Below are 14,248 nucleotides of genomic sequence, written 5' to 3'. Positions count from 1 at the left end.
CAAAGTAGGCAGAAAAATTAGAATCGGCACCCTAACAACAGTCGGATCAGGCCAAGGCTTTATCCAGGGCTTTCTCGATTTCAGTCTTGATGGTGCCACTCATGGCCGACATCAGCAGGCCCAGTTCCACATCGATACGCAACAGATCAGCGGCGACCTGCACCGTGCCTTTAACCCCCGAACGCTTGAGGTTCAACGTATCGCCAGACCACGAAGGCTCCAGGCCATATTGATCCTGGAGTTTCTGTGCCAGCTTCTCGGCCTTCGCCCGTGCGCCTTCTTTACCCAGGGTGTGTGCACGTTCAACAGTGATACGGGCCATTGCAACGACTCCTCTTTATAACGACTTGAACACCTGCCATGCGGCAAAAGGTCTCGGTGAGCACCTATCTTACCTTCAGCCTTGCCAAGACAAAGCAGGCCTTGGGGATTATCATGTCCCGCATTCTCTTTTGGTGACAGCGATATGACTGATCAGCGCAAAGGCAGCGATGCCGAACCCACCACTCACTTCGGCTTCAAGAACGTCCCGGAAAGCCAGAAAGCGCAGAAAGTCGCTGAAGTGTTCCACTCCGTTGCGGCCAAGTACGACCTGATGAACGACGTGCTGTCCGGCGGCATGCACCGCCTGTGGAAGCGCTTCACCATCGAATTGTCGGGCGTGCGTACCGGCAACCGCGTGCTGGACATCGCCGGCGGCACGGGCGACCTGGCGGCCAAGTTCTCCAAGCTGGTCGGCCCGACCGGCCAGGTGGTGCTGGCGGATATCAACGGCTCGATGCTCAAGGTCGGCCGCGATCGCCTGCTCGACAAAGGCGTGGCCGGCAATATCGAATTCGTCCAGGCCGATGCGGAAAAGCTGCCGTTCCCCGACAACCATTTCGACTGCGTGACCATCGCCTTCGGCCTGCGCAACGTGACCCACAAGGAAGACGCGATCCGCTCGATGCTGCGCGTACTCAAGCCCGGTGGCCGGCTGTTGGTGCTGGAGTTCTCCAAGCCGACCAACGCATTGATGTCCAAGGTCTACGACACCTACTCGTTCGCCTTCATGCCGTTGATGGGCAAGCTGATCACCAACGATGCCGAGAGCTATCGCTACCTGGCCGAATCGATCCGCATGCACCCCGACCAGGAAACCCTGAAGTCGATGATGGTGGACGCCGGTTTCGACCGCGTGACCTACCACAACATGACCTCGGGCATCGTCGCCCTGCACCGCGGCATCAAGCCCTGATGCTGTTCCAAGGCCTGCTCGCCAGCGTCGAACACGGCGTCAACCGCGTGCTGCGCCTGGACAGCACCGCCCTGGCGCGGCTGGCGCACTTGAACGGCAAGATCATCGCCGTCGACTGCACGAGCCCCGCCTTGCAGCTGTTTATCCTGCCCAGCGACGAAGGCCTGTTGCTCGCGACCCATTGGGCCGCCGAGGCCGACTGCACCCTGCGTGCGCCGGCCTCGAGCCTGTTGCACCTGGCGCTGAGCCGCAACAAGACCGCCATCCTCCACGGCCCCGAAGTGGCGCTGGAAGGCGACAGCGCGGTGCTGATGGACCTGGCCGCCGTGCTGCAGGACCTGGAACTGGACTGGGAATACGAACTGTCGCGCTGGATCGGCCCCGTGCCCACCCAGTTGATCAGCGGCCACCTGCGCAGTCGCACGCGCTGGTACCAGCAGGGGTTCGCCAGCCTCAACCAGAACCTCGCCGAATACCTGAGCGAAGAATCGCGCACCCTGGTCGGACAACGGGAAGCGCAAGCGCGCTTTCGTGAACTCGACAAGGCCAAAATCGACCTGGAACGCCTTGAGGCCCGCTTCGAGCGCCTGAGCCGTTCCCTTGATCCAAGCGATAACGCATGAAGCTGCTCGCCGTCCGCCGTTTGTTCCGTATCCAGCGCGTCGTAATCCGCTACCGCCTTGATGACCTGCTGTTCGCCCTGCCGTTGCCGTGGTTCCTGCTTGCCGTGCGCTATGTGTTGCCGTGGCGCTGGTTCCCGCGCAAGCCGCTGGACCTGAGCCGTGGCGCGCGCCTGCGCCTGGCCTTGCAGGATCTGGGGCCGATCTTTATCAAGTTCGGGCAGATCCTCTCGACCCGTCGCGACCTGCTGCCCGAAGACATCGCCGACGAACTGATGCTGCTGCAGGACCGCGTGCCGCCGTTCGATTCGCAGCAGTCGATGAAGCTGATCGAAGAGCAGTTGGGCCGGAAGATCAGCGACGTGTTCAGCCGTTTCGACGTCGAGCCCCTGGCCTCGGCCTCGGTGGCGCAAGTGCATGCGGCGCAGCTCAAGACCGGCGAAGAAGTGGTGGTGAAGGTGATTCGCCCGGGCCTCAAGCCGATCATCGGCCAAGACCTGGCGTGGCTGTTCATTCTCGCCCGCGCCGCCGAACGCTTCTCCGCCGACGCGCGCCTGTTGCACCCGGTGGACGTGGTCGCCGACTACGAAAAAACCATCTACGACGAACTCGACCTGCTGCGCGAAGCGGCCAACGCCAGCCAGCTCAAGCGCAACTTTGAAGGCTCACCGCTGCTATATGTGCCGCAAGTGTACTGGGACTGGTGCCGCCCTAAAGTGTTGGTGATGGAGCGCATCTACGGCGTGCAGGTCACCGACCTCGCGACCCTGGCCGACCAGCGCACCAACATGAAGATGCTCGCCGAGCGCGGCGTGGAGATCTTCTTCACCCAGGTGTTCCGCGACAGTTTCTTCCATGCCGATATGCACCCCGGCAATATCTTCGTCAGCACCCTCAACCCGTGGAGCCCGCAGTACATTGCGATCGACTGCGGCATCGTCGGCAGCCTGACCCCGGAAGACCAGGACTACCTGGCGCGCAACCTGTTCGCCTTCTTCAAGCGCGATTACCGCCGCGTGGCGCAGTTGCACATCGATTCGGGTTGGGTGCCGGCGGAAACCAAGCTCAACGAATTCGAAGCGGCGATCCGCACCGTGTGCGAGCCGATCTTCGAAAAACCGCTGAAAGACATTTCCTTCGGCCAGGTGCTGATGCGCCTGTTCCAGACCGCGCGGCGCTTCAATATGGAAGTGCAGCCGCAGTTGGTGCTGCTGCAGAAAACCCTGCTGAACATTGAAGGCCTGGGCCGCCAGCTGTACCCCGATCTCGACCTGTGGAACACCGCCCAGCCGTTCCTCGAACGCTGGATGCGCGAGCGGGTCAGCCCGAAAACCCTGCTGGGCAACCTGCAGAGCCAGGTGGAGCAACTGCCGCACCTGGCCAACATGACCCGCGACCTGCTGGAACGCATGTCCCAGCCCCACGCCAAAGACCCGACGCCGCCGTGGCACACGCGCAAGGACGACTGGTTCCTGCGTCTGCTGGGCGCCGCGCATCTGGTCGGCGGGGTGATGCTGGCTATCGGCGGGCCGCTGAATCAACTGGGCCACTGGCCGGCCGGCATCATGGTCGCCGTGGGTGTTTATCTGATCGTGCGTCGGTAGCCAATCCGGTTATACACTGTCGCAAATTGCCGGAGTCGAAGATGAAAGACTGGCTGGATGAGATCAAGTGGGACAGTGACGGCCTGGTGCCGGCCATTGCCCAGGACTACAAGACCGGGCGCGTGCTGATGATGGCCTGGATGAACCGCGAGGCCCTGAGCCTCACCGCCGCTGAGCAGCGCGCCATTTACTGGTCACGTTCGCGTGGCAAACTGTGGCGCAAGGGCGAAGAGTCCGGGCACGTGCAAACCCTGCACGAGATACGCCTGGACTGCGACGCCGACGTGGTGATCCTCAAGGTCGAGCAGATCGGCGGCATCGCCTGCCACACCGGCCGCCACAGTTGCTTCTATCGCGTGTTCGAGAACGGCGAGTGGAAGGTTGTGGAGCCGGTACTCAAAGACCCGCACGCCATTTATTCGGCAGGACACTGACCATGAGCGATACCCTGAACCGTGTGGCCCAGGTGCTGGAAGAGCGCAAAGGCGCGGATGCCGAAAGCTCCTACGTCGCCAGCCTGTACCACAAGGGCCTGAACAAGATCCTGGAAAAACTCGGCGAAGAATCCGTCGAGACCATCATCGCCGCCAAGGATGCCGAGATCAGCGGCGACTGCAGCGATGTGATCTACGAAACCGCCGACCTATGGTTCCACAGCCTGGTCATGCTCGCCCAACTGGGGCAGCATCCGCAGGCCGTGCTGGATGAACTGGACCGTCGCTTCGGCTTGTCCGGGCATGCCGAAAAGGCCTCGCGCCCGTCCGCCTGAATAACTTTTACAGAGGAATTGCAGCATGGGCATTTTTGACTGGAAACATTGGATCGTCATCTTGGTGGTGGTCGTTCTGGTATTTGGCACCAAGAAACTGAAAAACCTCGGCACCGACGTGGGCGAGTCGATCAAGGGCTTTCGCAAGGCCATGAACGACGACGAAAAACCCGCCGAACCCGCCGCCAACCCGGTGCCGCCGGCCCAACCGGTCCACCCGCAGGCGACCCAGCCGATCACCGAGCGTCGCACCTTCGACGTGCAGGCTGAAAAAGTCGAAGAGCCGATCCGCAAAGACTCGTGAGCACTGACTAATGTTTGGTATCAGCTTCTCTGAACTGCTGCTCGTCGGCCTCGTGGCCTTGCTGGTACTCGGGCCGGAACGCCTGCCCGGCGCCGCGCGCACGGCCGGTTTGTGGATCGGGCGTCTGAAACGCAGTTTCAACGCCATCAAACAGGAAGTTGAACGGGAAATCGGCGCCGACGAAATCCGCCGCCAACTGCACAACGAACACATCCTGTCGTTGGAGCAGGAGGCGCGCAATATTCTGACGCCGGTGCAGGAGCAGGCAAAGCCAGTGACACCGGTGGCCGAACACAGCATTGCGCCCACGCCCGTTGTTGAAGCAGCGCCCGCTACCCCGACCGCTCCAACCGAGCCAGCGCCGACGCCAACCGCGCCGCCCGCTCCCCATGACCCTACATTGCCGCCGCGAGCCCCATGAGCGCTGATAAACCGGAAAACGACCAGCACATGCCACTGGTCTCGCACCTCACCGAGCTGCGTACCCGCCTGCTGCGTTGCGTGGCGGCGATCTTCGTGATCTTTGCCGGGCTGTTCGCCTTTACCCAGCAGATCTACACCTTCGTCTCCACGCCACTGCGCCATTACCTGCCGGCCGGCGCGACGATGATCGCCACCGACGTGTCGTCGCCGTTCCTGACGCCGTTGAAGCTGACGATGATGGTCTCGCTGTTCCTGGCGATCCCGGTGATCCTGCACCAGATCTGGGGCTTCATCGCCCCCGGCCTGTACAAGCATGAGAAGCGCATCGCGGTGCCGTTGCTGGTGTCGAGTATCCTGCTGTTCTACACCGGCATGGCGTTCGCTTACTTCCTGGTGTTCCCGCTGATCTTCAAGTTCTTCGCCGCCGCCACTCCGGCCGGCGTGGAGATGATGACCGACATCACCAGCTACCTCGACTTCGTGATGACGCTGTTCTTCGCCTTCGGCGTGGCCTTCGAAATTCCGGTGGCCGTGGTGTTGCTGGTGTGGATCGGCGTGGTCAACGTGCAGTACCTGAAGAAGATCCGTCCCTACGTGGTCATCGGCTGCTTCGTGGTCGGCATGATCCTGACCCCGCCGGACATCTTCTCCCAGACCCTGCTGGCCGTGCCGATGTGGATGCTGTTCGAGATCGGCATCCTGTTCAGCAGCCTGATCACCAAGCGTGGCGAACACCCCGACGACCAAGCCGCCGACGACAACGACCAGCCGCCAGCGACCCAGCCGTGAACCTGTTGCTGCTTGAAGAGGCCGACTTTATCGCGGCCGACCGGGTGGTCCTGCGTGACCGGCGCCTGGTGCATATGCAGGACGTCCACCGCGCGACGGTGGGCGACAACCTGCGGGTCGGGCGTATCGGCGGGCTGATGGGCAATGCCCAAGTGCTGCGCCTGGAAGCCCACGAAGCCGAGCTGCAAGTGGCCTTCGACCTGCCGCCGCCGGCGAAACTGCCGCTGACCCTGCTGCTGGCCCTGCCACGCCCGAAAATGCTGCGCCGGGTGCTGCAGACCGTCGCCGCCATGGGCGTGCCGAAGGTGGTGCTGGTCAACAGCTACCGCGTGGAAAAGAGCTTCTGGCAAACCCCCTTCCTGGAGCCCGAGGCGATTCGCGAGCAATTGATCCTCGGCCTGGAACAGGCGCGCGACACAGTGCTGCCGGAAATCGTCATCGAAAAACGCTTCAAGCCCTTCGTCGAAGACCGCCTGCCCGCCATGACCGCAGGCACCCTCGGCCTGATCGGCCATCCCGGCGATTACCCGCCGTGCCCGCGCGGTCTGGACGAGCCGGTAACCCTGGCCATCGGCCCGGAAGGCGGCTGGATTCCCTATGAGGTAGACCTGCTGAGCAAGGCCGGCTTGCAACCGGTGCAACTGGGCGCGCGCATCCTGCGCGTGGAAACCGCCGTCACCGCCCTGCTCGCCCGGCTGTTCTAGCCAACCAACTCCTACAGATTCTTGCTGCGCTGCCGATAACCGTCGAATAAGTCCAAGCCTTGTTCCACGGGAGTTCGCAGCATGTATCGTTGGTTAGCCGAAAAGCTGGGGAATGTCAGCGTCAACCACAAACTGGGCGTAGGCTTTGGCCTGGTGTTGCTCCTCACCTTGTTGATCACCTTCACCGGCTGGACCGGCCTGGGCGATGTGGCCAGCCGCGGCGACAAACTGGGGTATATCTCCAGCCTCAATGTCTTGACCAAAGACCTGCGTATCGCCCGCCTGGACTATGAAATGCGCCGTGGCGAACAAGGCACGGCGGCCGTCAGCGAGCTGCTGAACCGCCTGGACAGCGGCATGAAGACCGCCCGCACGCTGATCGAACAACCTGCCGACATCGCCCTGATCGATGAGCAATTGGCCGCCGTGGAGCAATACAAGCGCGCATTCAGCGATATGGCGCAAGCCGGCGCAAGCCGCGAAGATGCGCGCAGCAAGCTGGGCAATACCGCCGACAATGCGGTGCTCAAGGTGACTGAAGTCGAGAAGTCCCTGCTGCAAAGCGACAGCGTCACCCAGTTCAATAGCGTGGTCGACCTGAGCAAGCTGATCCAGCAAGCGCGCTTCCAGGTCCGCGGTTACACCTACAGCGGCAAGGTCGAGGCTGAGCAACCCGCGCTCGACGCCATCGACAACGCGCTGAAGAAGATCACTGAACTGCAAGGTTCATTGCAGGAGCAATACCAGGCCAACCTGCAGCAGGCCAGTGTCTCGCTGCAAGCCTATCGCGCCGCCGTCAGCCAGTTCCGCGACTCCCAGGTGGCCACCGCCGTCGCACTCAAAACCATGAGCGCGCAAGGCGATGTCCTGCTGAACCGCAGCGATAAACTGACAATTTCCCAGACCGCGGTGCGCGACACCGATGCCGCCCAGGCCAAGTACCTGCTCCTGCTGGCCACCGTGCTGGCATTGATCTTTGGCCTGGTGGCCGCCTGGGCGATCACGCGCCAGATCGTCATCCCGCTGAATCAGACCCTCAAGGTGGCCGAGCGCGTTGCCTCCGGCGACCTGAGCCACGACCTGACGTCCACGCGCCAGGACGAACTGGGCCAACTGCAACGCGCCATGCAAAGCATGACCGTAGGCCTGCGCGAATTGATCGGCGGCATCAGCGACGGCGTCACCCAGATCGCCAGCGCCGCCGAGCAATTGTCGTCGGTCACCGAGCAGACCAGCGCCGGGGTCAACAATCAGAAAATCGAGACCGACCAAGTCGCCACGGCCATGAATGAAATGGCCGCGACCGTGCAGGAAGTTGCGCGCAACGCCGAGGAAGCGTCCGAAGCCGCAGTTGCAGCGGACCAGCAGGCCCGCGAAGGCGACAAGGTGGTCGGTGAAGCCATCGCCCAGATCGAACGCCTGGCCACCGAAGTCGGCAACTCCACCGAGGCCATGGGCCATCTCAAGCGCGAAAGCGACAAGATCGGCAGCGTACTCGACGTGATCAAGTCGGTGGCCCAACAAACCAACCTGCTGGCGCTGAACGCCGCGATTGAAGCAGCGCGTGCCGGTGAAGCCGGGCGCGGCTTCGCGGTGGTGGCCGATGAAGTGCGCAGCCTGGCCCAGCGCACGCAAAAATCCACGGAAGAGATCGAAGAGCTGATCGTCGGCTTGCAAACGGGCACCCAGCAAGTGGCGACCATCATGGACAACAGCCGTGGGCTGACCGACAGCAGCGTCGAATTGACGCGCCGCGCCGGCAGCGCCCTGGCGAACATCACCCGTACCGTATCGACGATCCAGGCGATGAACTCGCAGATCGCCACTGCCGCCGAGCAACAAAGCGCCGTGGCCGAAGAGATCAACCGCAGCGTGCTGAACGTGCGCGATGTGTCGGAACAGACGTCCTCGGCCAGTGAAGAGACCGCCGCCTCCAGCGCCGAACTGGCGCGCCTGGGCATCTACCTGCAAACCCTGGTCGGACGTTTCCGCATCTGACCGGGCTGGGCGGTGACCCATCAGGGTCGCCGCACTTCAGCAACTTGTGAAATTTCCTACACGCTTATCAGCCCGCCCTCACCCCAAATCGTTTTAGCGTTTGCCTTGTTGCGCAGCGCTTTTTCAGATTTGGAGGTTCATCATGTTTCCTCGGCTGACCCGCTTGCTGGTCAACGCCAGCGTCCGACTCAAACTCGCCCTGGGTTTTGGCCAGGTGCTGGTCCTCAGTTTCATCATCGCCATGACAGGCTGGCAGGCCTTGAATGCCGCACTGTTCCGCTCCAGCAACCTGACGGTGCTGGGCCAACTGGCCGCCGACGCGGAGGCCATGCGCGCCGACCGCATCGTGTACCGAACGCTCACCGACACGGCCAGCCTGGGCAAAATGACGCGGCAGATCGAAAAAATCGACCAGCACCTCGACTACCTGTCAAAACACATGAAAGACCCGACCGACCTGCAGCGTCTCGAGGAAGCCGAACGCCTGGTAGCCGCCTTCAAAGCGGTGCTGGTGGAATTGCCGCCGTTGATCGAACAGCGGGAAAACGCCCGGCCGCCGCTGCAAAAAGCCGCCCTGCAAGCCAGCGACACCCTCGCGCAACTGTCCAGCGAACTGCCTGACCAGCAAGACCAGCAGGCGCTCGACGCCATCGAAGATCTGCGCCAGGCCATGGAGCAGGCCGAAGATCGCGCGCGCAGCCCCGCCTGGGCCGCCGAGTCGTTGCAGGCCTATGCCGAAGCGGTGGGCAAGGCCCTCGACGCCCTGGACGTCGCTCAAGTCGCCGTCACCAGCCTGCCCGTGGACGCCACCCTGCTCAAAACCGACCTCGCGCAATACCGTGCGCTGCTGACCACGCTCAAGCAGGCACAACTCGACACCGAGACCGTGCAAAACCGCTTTGAACAACAACTCAATCAGTTGCTGGCGCAAAGCGATCTGGTCAGCCAGGGCCAGGCGTTCAAACGCGACCGGGAAGCGCAGCACACCCGAACCCTGCTGATCAGCGTCACCCTTGCCGCCCTGCTGCTGGGGGCCTTGGCGGCCTGGTGGATCGCCCGGCAAATCGCCGTGCCGTTGCGCGAGGCCTTGGCCGTCGCCAACCGCATTGCCGCGGGCGACTTAAGCGAAAACCCCACCGTGGAGCGCCGCGACGAACTGGGCCAGTTGCAGCAGAGCATGGCGCAGATGATCCGCAACCTGCGTGGCCTGATCAGCGGCATCGGCGACAGCGCCCGGCAAATCGCCAGCGCGGCTACGCAGCTATCCACTGTCACTGAGCAAACCCGCGCCGGGGTCAACAACCAAAAGGACGAAACCGACCAGGTGGCCACGGCCATGAATGAAATGCTCGCCACCGCCCAGGAAGTCGCCCGGCATGCCGAGCAAGCGTCGATCGCGGCGAACGAAGCCGACCAACAGACCCACCTCGGCGACAAAGTGGTTGCGCAGGCGGTGGAGCAGATCGGCCACCTGGCCAGTGAAATGGCACTGTCCAGCCGGGCGATGCTGGCGTTGCAGCAGGAGAGCCAACAGATCGGCAGCGTGCTCGACGTGATCAAGTCAGTCTCCCAGCAGACCAACCTGCTGGCCTTGAACGCCGCCATCGAAGCGGCGCGCGCGGGCAGTGCCGGGGAAGGTTTCGCGGTGGTCGCCGATGAAGTGCGCAGCCTGGCCCTGCGCACGCAGGAATCGGCCGAGGAAATTGAAGGACTGATCTTGCGTCTGCATACCGGCACCCAGCAGGTGGCGGACATCATGGACAGCAGTCGCAGCCTCACGGACAACAGCGTCAGCCTGACCCGCGACGCCGGCGACGCCCTGGCGGCCATTGCGCGCACGGTGTCGGTCATCCAGGAAATGAACCCGCAGATTGCCGCCGCCGCCGAGGAACAAAGCGCGGTGGCCGAGGAGATCAATCGCAGTGTGTTGAAGGTGCGCGATGTGTCCGAGCAAACCGCCGCCGCCAGTGAAGAAACGGCGGCGGCGAGCGCTCAGTTAAGCCAGTTGAGCCTGGATTTGCAGACACTGGTCGGCAAGTTCAGGCTCTGAGGCTCACAGCACCTGGCGCAGGAAGGCCTGGGCTCGCGGGTCTTTCGGCGCGTCGAAGAACTCGGCCGGGGACGCGTCTTCGAGCAGCTTGCCGTGATCGAAGAACAACACCCGGTCCGCCACTTCACGGGCGAAGCCCATTTCGTGAGTGACGCAGACCATGGTCATGCCTTCCAGGGCCAGGGTTTTCATGACGTCGAGCACTTCGCCGACCATTTCCGGGTCGAGGGCCGAGGTGGGCTCGTCGAACAGCATCACCTTGGGTTCCATCGCCAGCGCGCGGGCTATCGCCACCCGCTGCTGCTGGCCGCCGGACAGGCGCGAGGGAAACTCGTTGGCCTTTTGCGCGATGCCGACCTTTTCCAGCAACGCCAGGGCCTTGGCTTCACGCTCTTTTTTGCCGCGCTTGCGCACGACTTTCTGCGCCAGGCACAGGTTCTCCAGCACGGTCATGTGGGGGAACAGGTTGAAGTGCTGGAACACCATGCCGACTTCGCGGCGGTAGGCGTTCACGTCGGTTTTCGGATCGGCCAGTTGCAGGCCGTCGATGCTCACCGACCCCGAATCGAACTCTTCCAGGCCGTTGAGGCAGCGCAGGAAGGTCGACTTGCCGGAGCCGGACGGGCCGATCACCACCAGCACTTCGCCCTTGGCGACCTGGGTGGTGACGTGGTCCACCGCGCGCACCACATGGCCACGGGTGTCGAAGACTTTTACCAGATCGCGGACTTCAATCACTTTGCGCAAGCCTCCGCTCAAGCCGACTGGCCATTTTCGACAGCGGCAGGTTGATCAACAGGTACAGGCCTGCCACGCAGAACAGGATTTCAAACGGCGAAAACGAAGTGGTGATGACTTCGCGGCCGCTCTTGAGCAGCTCGGTGATCGCGATCACCGACACCAGCGAAGTGTCTTTCACCAGGCTGATAAATTGCCCGGCCAGGGGCGGCAGCACGCGCTTGAACGCCTGCGGCAGCACCACATGGCGCATCGACTGGCTGGCACTCAAGCCCAGCGAGCGCGCGGCTTCGTTCTGGCCACGGGTGATCGACTGCACACCGGCGCGGACGATTTCCGCCACATAGGCCCCGGTGAACAGCGACAGCGCGGCGATCCCGGCAAACTCCCGGGACAGGTTGAGCACCGTGCCGATAAAGAAATAGAAGATGAATATCTGCACCAACAGCGGCGTGCCGCGCACCAGTTCGACGTAGATCGTCGACAGATCGCGCAAGGTTGGGTTGCTGGACAGCCGGCACAGGCCCGTCGCCAGGCCAATCGCCAAGCCCAGCACGCCGGACACGAAGGACAGCCACAAGGTGGTCCACAAGCCCCACATCAACGGGCCTAGCGCCCACTGCCGGGTCACGCCCACTACATCGCCTTCCGCCACGTCATCGCCGCGCGCCACTTTCAGGCTGTTGTCGGCCACGCTGAGCTTTTGCTCCGTGCCCGCGTCGTTGCGCAGGGTGACTTCGGCCACATCGCCTTTGCGCACCAGCTCGACAACGGTGGAGATATCCGCCGCGCGCTGCGATGTTTCGGCCTGATAGGCGAAATATTGCGGTACGCGGTTCCAGCGCCATTCGTAGGACATCAGCGACGTGGCGTAGTACAAGGCGCCCGCCAGGCCGACGAGCACGACCACGGTCAGCAGGTGCCAGGGCCATTGGGCTTTTTTCTGTTTCATTACTCAACATCCAAAAGGGTCGGGTAAGCCCCCGCCTTTGTGGCGGGCGGGCTTGCCCTAATGCCATTCAGTCAAGGCATTTTGTAGGAGCGAGCTTGCTCGCGAAAAACTCAAAGACACCGCGTTTATTCAGTAAGCCCGCGTTATCGTTGACGGCCTTCGCGAGCAAGCTCGCTCCTACAGAAAGCAGGAGCCACAGGAGCCGGCGTTATTCCATGTCCTTGAGCCACTCGGAGCTCTTGAACCACTTGTCATGGATGCGATCGTAGGTGCCGTCGTTCTTGATCTGGTGCAGGAAGTTGTTGATGAAGTTGATGCTGTCGTAATCGCCTTTCTTCAGACCGAAGGCCAGCGGTTCAAAGGTGAAGGGTTCTTCGAGGAACACCAGCTTGCCATTACCGACTTTCTTCTCGGCGACGACGTTGTACGGCGCGTCATACACAAAGGCATCGGCTTTGCCGTTGACCACGTCCAGCACGCCTTCCTGTTCGTTGTCGTAGCCGTGGTACTTGGCCTTGGAGATCAGCTTCTTGGCGACCATCTCGCCGGTGGTGCCGAGCTTGGAGGTCAGGCGGTACTTCTCGTCGTTCAGGTCTTTGTAGGACTTGATGGTGCCTTCCAGGTCCTTGCGAATCAGCAGGGTCTGGCCAACCACGATGAACGGTTCGCTGAAGTTCAGGCGCAGGTTGCGTTCCTGGGTCAGGGTCATGCCGCTGCCGATCATATCGAACTTGCCGGTGAGGAAGGCCGGGATGATGCCGTCGTAGCCGGTGGACACCAACTCCAGCTTGACGCCCATGGACTTGGCCATGGCCTTGAGGAGGTCGACTTCGAAGCCGATGATTTCACCACGCTTGTCGGTCATTTCGAACGGCATGTAGGTCGGGTCCATGCCGACTTTCAGCGTGCCGCGCTTGACCGCATCATCGATGGCCCCGGCCTGAGCCACATTGGCCGCGACCAGCGCGGTGACGCCGAGCAGCAGCATCGAAAGATACTTTTTCATCATCAAGTCCCCTGAACGATTCTTATGAAGTCGGCGCGCAAAAAGGGCTGCACCATTTCGGGGTGCGATCCTAACCCACTCGCTGCCCGGTACAAAGGTTTCACCGGTAATAGTTGTCGAGGTATGTCGGAATAGCCCTACAGCACTGCGGCAAAGCGCAGACGTAGACACTTCATTGTCGGGCGAGGGCAATTGATTGATGTGTAAGTAGGTATGACTTTCAGTCGACCTCGGCCATCCAGTCGGTGTCCTTGAACCACTTGTCGTACAGCCGATCGTAGGTGCCGTCCTGGGCCACTTGGTTGAGGAAATGGTTGATCCAGTTCAGGCTGTCGTAATCGCCTTTTTTCAGGCCGAACGCCAGGGGCTCGTAGGTGAAGGGTTGCTCCAGCGCCAGCAATGCCTGGTTTTCCGGCCGGGTCATGGCGATCAGGTTGTAAGGCGCATCATGAATAAACGCATCGGCCACCCCGCTCACCACCTGGCGCACCCCTTCCTCCGGCGTGGCGAAACTGCTGAGCCGAGCCGCCCCCAGAAACCGCTGCGCCGCCGCCTGCGCGGTAGTGCCTTCGGTGGTGGCGATGCGGTAGCCGGCCTCGTCCAGGTCTTCAATGCTGGCGACCTTGCCGGCCAGGCGCGGGTGCAGCAACACCGTTTGGCCGACCACGATAAACGAGTCGCTGAAATTCAGCTTGAGGTTGCGCTCCTGCGTGACGGTCATGCCGCTGCCGATCAGATCGAACTTCCTCGCCATCAGCCCCGACAGCAACTCGGTGTACGGCACCGCCACCAGTTCAAGCTCGACCCCCAGGGCGCGGCTCATCGCATGCAGCAAGTCGACTTCAAAACCGACGATACGCCCCTGTTTATCGGTCATCTCGAACGGCACGTAAGTGGGCGTGGTGCCGACCTTCAGCACGCCACGCCGAACGGCGTCGTCCAGCGCGCCGGCCTGCACCAGAGCACCGTGAATCAATGCGACAGCGCCCATCAGCAATGCCGAACAATACCTTTTGATCATGAATCCCCCTGTGCTCGAGTCAAATTTCGGGGG

Annotated in this window: 16 protein-coding genes and 1 pseudogene; 12 read left to right on the top strand and 5 right to left on the bottom strand. The window is 62.2% G+C overall.

The genetic code is table 11. The features are described 5' to 3' along the window. Positions 1 to 46: 46 nt before the first annotated feature. Positions 47 to 322 (bottom strand): polyhydroxyalkanoic acid system family protein, encoded by a 276-nt coding sequence (locus RGV59_RS07810; protein WP_017849879.1) that lies wholly within the window; start codon positions 320 to 322, stop codon positions 47 to 49. 144 nt (positions 323 to 466) lie between these two features. Between RGV59_RS07810 and ubiE the strand changes: the two genes are divergently transcribed. From ubiE to RGV59_RS07755, 12 genes and pseudogenes are all read left to right on the top strand, one after another. Next, a complete protein-coding gene (gene ubiE, locus RGV59_RS07805; RefSeq protein WP_017849881.1) occupies positions 467 to 1,237 on the top strand; it encodes a bifunctional demethylmenaquinone methyltransferase/2-methoxy-6-polyprenyl-1,4-benzoquinol methylase UbiE in 771 nt (256 codons plus the stop codon). Further along, on the top strand, positions 1,237 to 1,860 hold the full coding sequence (locus tag RGV59_RS07800) for a ubiquinone biosynthesis accessory factor UbiJ (RefSeq protein ID WP_017849882.1): 624 nt from the start codon (positions 1,237 to 1,239) through the stop codon (positions 1,858 to 1,860). Before ubiE ends, RGV59_RS07800 begins: the two co-directional genes overlap by 1 nt. After that, a complete protein-coding gene (gene ubiB / locus RGV59_RS07795) occupies positions 1,857 to 3,461 on the top strand; it encodes a ubiquinone biosynthesis regulatory protein kinase UbiB (RefSeq protein ID WP_017849883.1) in 1,605 nt (534 codons plus the stop codon). Before RGV59_RS07800 ends, ubiB begins: the two co-directional genes overlap by 4 nt. Before the next feature lie 41 nt (positions 3,462 to 3,502). Beyond that, complete coding sequence (gene hisI / locus RGV59_RS07790; RefSeq protein ID WP_017849884.1) at positions 3,503 to 3,895, top strand: phosphoribosyl-AMP cyclohydrolase; 393 nt, start codon at positions 3,503 to 3,505, stop codon at positions 3,893 to 3,895. Between the two features lie 2 nt (positions 3,896 to 3,897). Beyond that, a complete protein-coding gene (locus RGV59_RS07785) occupies positions 3,898 to 4,230 on the top strand; it encodes a phosphoribosyl-ATP diphosphatase (protein WP_017849885.1) in 333 nt (110 codons plus the stop codon). Between the two features lie 25 nt (positions 4,231 to 4,255). Then, a complete protein-coding gene (locus RGV59_RS07780; RefSeq protein WP_017849886.1) occupies positions 4,256 to 4,534 on the top strand; it encodes a twin-arginine translocase TatA/TatE family subunit in 279 nt (92 codons plus the stop codon). A gap of 10 nt (positions 4,535 to 4,544) precedes the next feature. Next, the gene (tatB, locus tag RGV59_RS07775; RefSeq protein WP_017849887.1) at positions 4,545 to 4,955 is read left to right on the top strand and encodes a Sec-independent protein translocase protein TatB; all 411 of its coding nucleotides are present in this window, start codon (positions 4,545 to 4,547) and stop codon (positions 4,953 to 4,955) included. After that, positions 4,952 to 5,746 carry a twin-arginine translocase subunit TatC gene (tatC, locus tag RGV59_RS07770; RefSeq protein WP_017849888.1) on the top strand — a complete coding sequence of 265 codons (795 nt, stop codon included), beginning with the start codon at positions 4,952 to 4,954 and terminating at the stop codon, positions 5,744 to 5,746. The genes tatB and tatC overlap by 4 nt, the downstream gene beginning before the upstream one ends. Further along, entirely contained in the window at positions 5,743 to 6,450 is a 708-nt protein-coding gene (locus RGV59_RS07765) for a 16S rRNA (uracil(1498)-N(3))-methyltransferase (RefSeq protein WP_057003627.1), read from the top strand. Before tatC ends, RGV59_RS07765 begins: the two co-directional genes overlap by 4 nt. Before the next feature lie 81 nt (positions 6,451 to 6,531). Next, positions 6,532 to 7,590: pseudogene (locus tag RGV59_RS31665) on the top strand (methyl-accepting chemotaxis protein); the annotation flags it as partial. Then, positions 7,576 to 8,448, top strand: coding sequence for a methyl-accepting chemotaxis protein (locus RGV59_RS31660; RefSeq protein ID WP_371928175.1), 873 nt, complete (start codon positions 7,576 to 7,578; stop codon positions 8,446 to 8,448). The pseudogene RGV59_RS31665 and the gene RGV59_RS31660, both read left to right, overlap by 15 nt. Positions 8,449 to 8,590: 142 nt before the next feature. Then, complete coding sequence (locus RGV59_RS07755) at positions 8,591 to 10,498, top strand: methyl-accepting chemotaxis protein (protein ID WP_126585345.1); 1,908 nt, start codon at positions 8,591 to 8,593, stop codon at positions 10,496 to 10,498. A gap of 3 nt (positions 10,499 to 10,501) precedes the next feature. Here the strand turns inward: RGV59_RS07755 and RGV59_RS07750 are convergent, their stop codons facing one another. From RGV59_RS07750 to RGV59_RS07735, 4 genes are all read right to left on the bottom strand, one after another. Beyond that, positions 10,502 to 11,236, bottom strand: coding sequence for an amino acid ABC transporter ATP-binding protein (locus RGV59_RS07750; protein WP_017849892.1), 735 nt, complete (start codon positions 11,234 to 11,236; stop codon positions 10,502 to 10,504). Then, positions 11,229 to 12,188 carry an amino acid ABC transporter permease gene (locus tag RGV59_RS07745; protein ID WP_017849893.1) on the bottom strand — a complete coding sequence of 320 codons (960 nt, stop codon included), beginning with the start codon at positions 12,186 to 12,188 and terminating at the stop codon, positions 11,229 to 11,231. Before RGV59_RS07745 ends, RGV59_RS07750 begins: the two co-directional genes overlap by 8 nt. Positions 12,189 to 12,396: 208 nt before the next feature. Further along, complete coding sequence (locus RGV59_RS07740) at positions 12,397 to 13,194, bottom strand: transporter substrate-binding domain-containing protein (protein ID WP_017849894.1); 798 nt, start codon at positions 13,192 to 13,194, stop codon at positions 12,397 to 12,399. Positions 13,195 to 13,414: 220 nt separating this feature from the next. Beyond that, positions 13,415 to 14,215, bottom strand: a complete 801-nt coding sequence (locus RGV59_RS07735; protein WP_046384983.1) for a transporter substrate-binding domain-containing protein — start codon at positions 14,213 to 14,215, stop codon at positions 13,415 to 13,417. Positions 14,216 to 14,248: the final 33 nt, after the last annotated feature.

This window comes from Pseudomonas sp. FG1 (assembly GCF_034313875.1).
In the GTDB taxonomy this organism is placed as follows: domain Bacteria; phylum Pseudomonadota; class Gammaproteobacteria; order Pseudomonadales; family Pseudomonadaceae; genus Aquipseudomonas; species Aquipseudomonas veronii.
The sequence above is the reverse complement of the archived record's forward strand: the minus strand, read 5'-3'. Positions and strand labels throughout refer to the sequence as shown.

Bases quoted from the DNA above. Each gene is read 5' to 3' on its own strand.
- RGV59_RS07810 (WP_017849879.1), bottom strand. From the start codon at position 322: ATGGCCCGTATCACTGTTGAACGTGCACACACCCTGGGTAAAGAAGGC.
- ubiE (WP_017849881.1), top strand. From the start codon at position 467: ATGACTGATCAGCGCAAAGGCAGCGATGCCGAACCCACCACTCACTTC.
- RGV59_RS07800 (WP_017849882.1), top strand. From the start codon at position 1,237: ATGCTGTTCCAAGGCCTGCTCGCCAGCGTCGAACACGGCGTCAACCGC.
- ubiB (WP_017849883.1), top strand. From the start codon at position 1,857: ATGAAGCTGCTCGCCGTCCGCCGTTTGTTCCGTATCCAGCGCGTCGTA.
- hisI (WP_017849884.1), top strand. From the start codon at position 3,503: ATGAAAGACTGGCTGGATGAGATCAAGTGGGACAGTGACGGCCTGGTG.
- RGV59_RS07785 (WP_017849885.1), top strand. From the start codon at position 3,898: ATGAGCGATACCCTGAACCGTGTGGCCCAGGTGCTGGAAGAGCGCAAA.
- RGV59_RS07780 (WP_017849886.1), top strand. From the start codon at position 4,256: ATGGGCATTTTTGACTGGAAACATTGGATCGTCATCTTGGTGGTGGTC.
- tatB (WP_017849887.1), top strand. From the start codon at position 4,545: ATGTTTGGTATCAGCTTCTCTGAACTGCTGCTCGTCGGCCTCGTGGCC.
- tatC (WP_017849888.1), top strand. From the start codon at position 4,952: ATGAGCGCTGATAAACCGGAAAACGACCAGCACATGCCACTGGTCTCG.
- RGV59_RS31660 (WP_371928175.1), top strand. From the start codon at position 7,576: ATGCAAAGCATGACCGTAGGCCTGCGCGAATTGATCGGCGGCATCAGC.
- RGV59_RS07755 (WP_126585345.1), top strand. From the start codon at position 8,591: ATGTTTCCTCGGCTGACCCGCTTGCTGGTCAACGCCAGCGTCCGACTC.
- RGV59_RS07745 (WP_017849893.1), bottom strand. From the start codon at position 12,188: ATGAAACAGAAAAAAGCCCAATGGCCCTGGCACCTGCTGACCGTGGTC.
- RGV59_RS07740 (WP_017849894.1), bottom strand. From the start codon at position 13,194: ATGAAAAAGTATCTTTCGATGCTGCTGCTCGGCGTCACCGCGCTGGTC.
- RGV59_RS07735 (WP_046384983.1), bottom strand. From the start codon at position 14,215: ATGATCAAAAGGTATTGTTCGGCATTGCTGATGGGCGCTGTCGCATTG.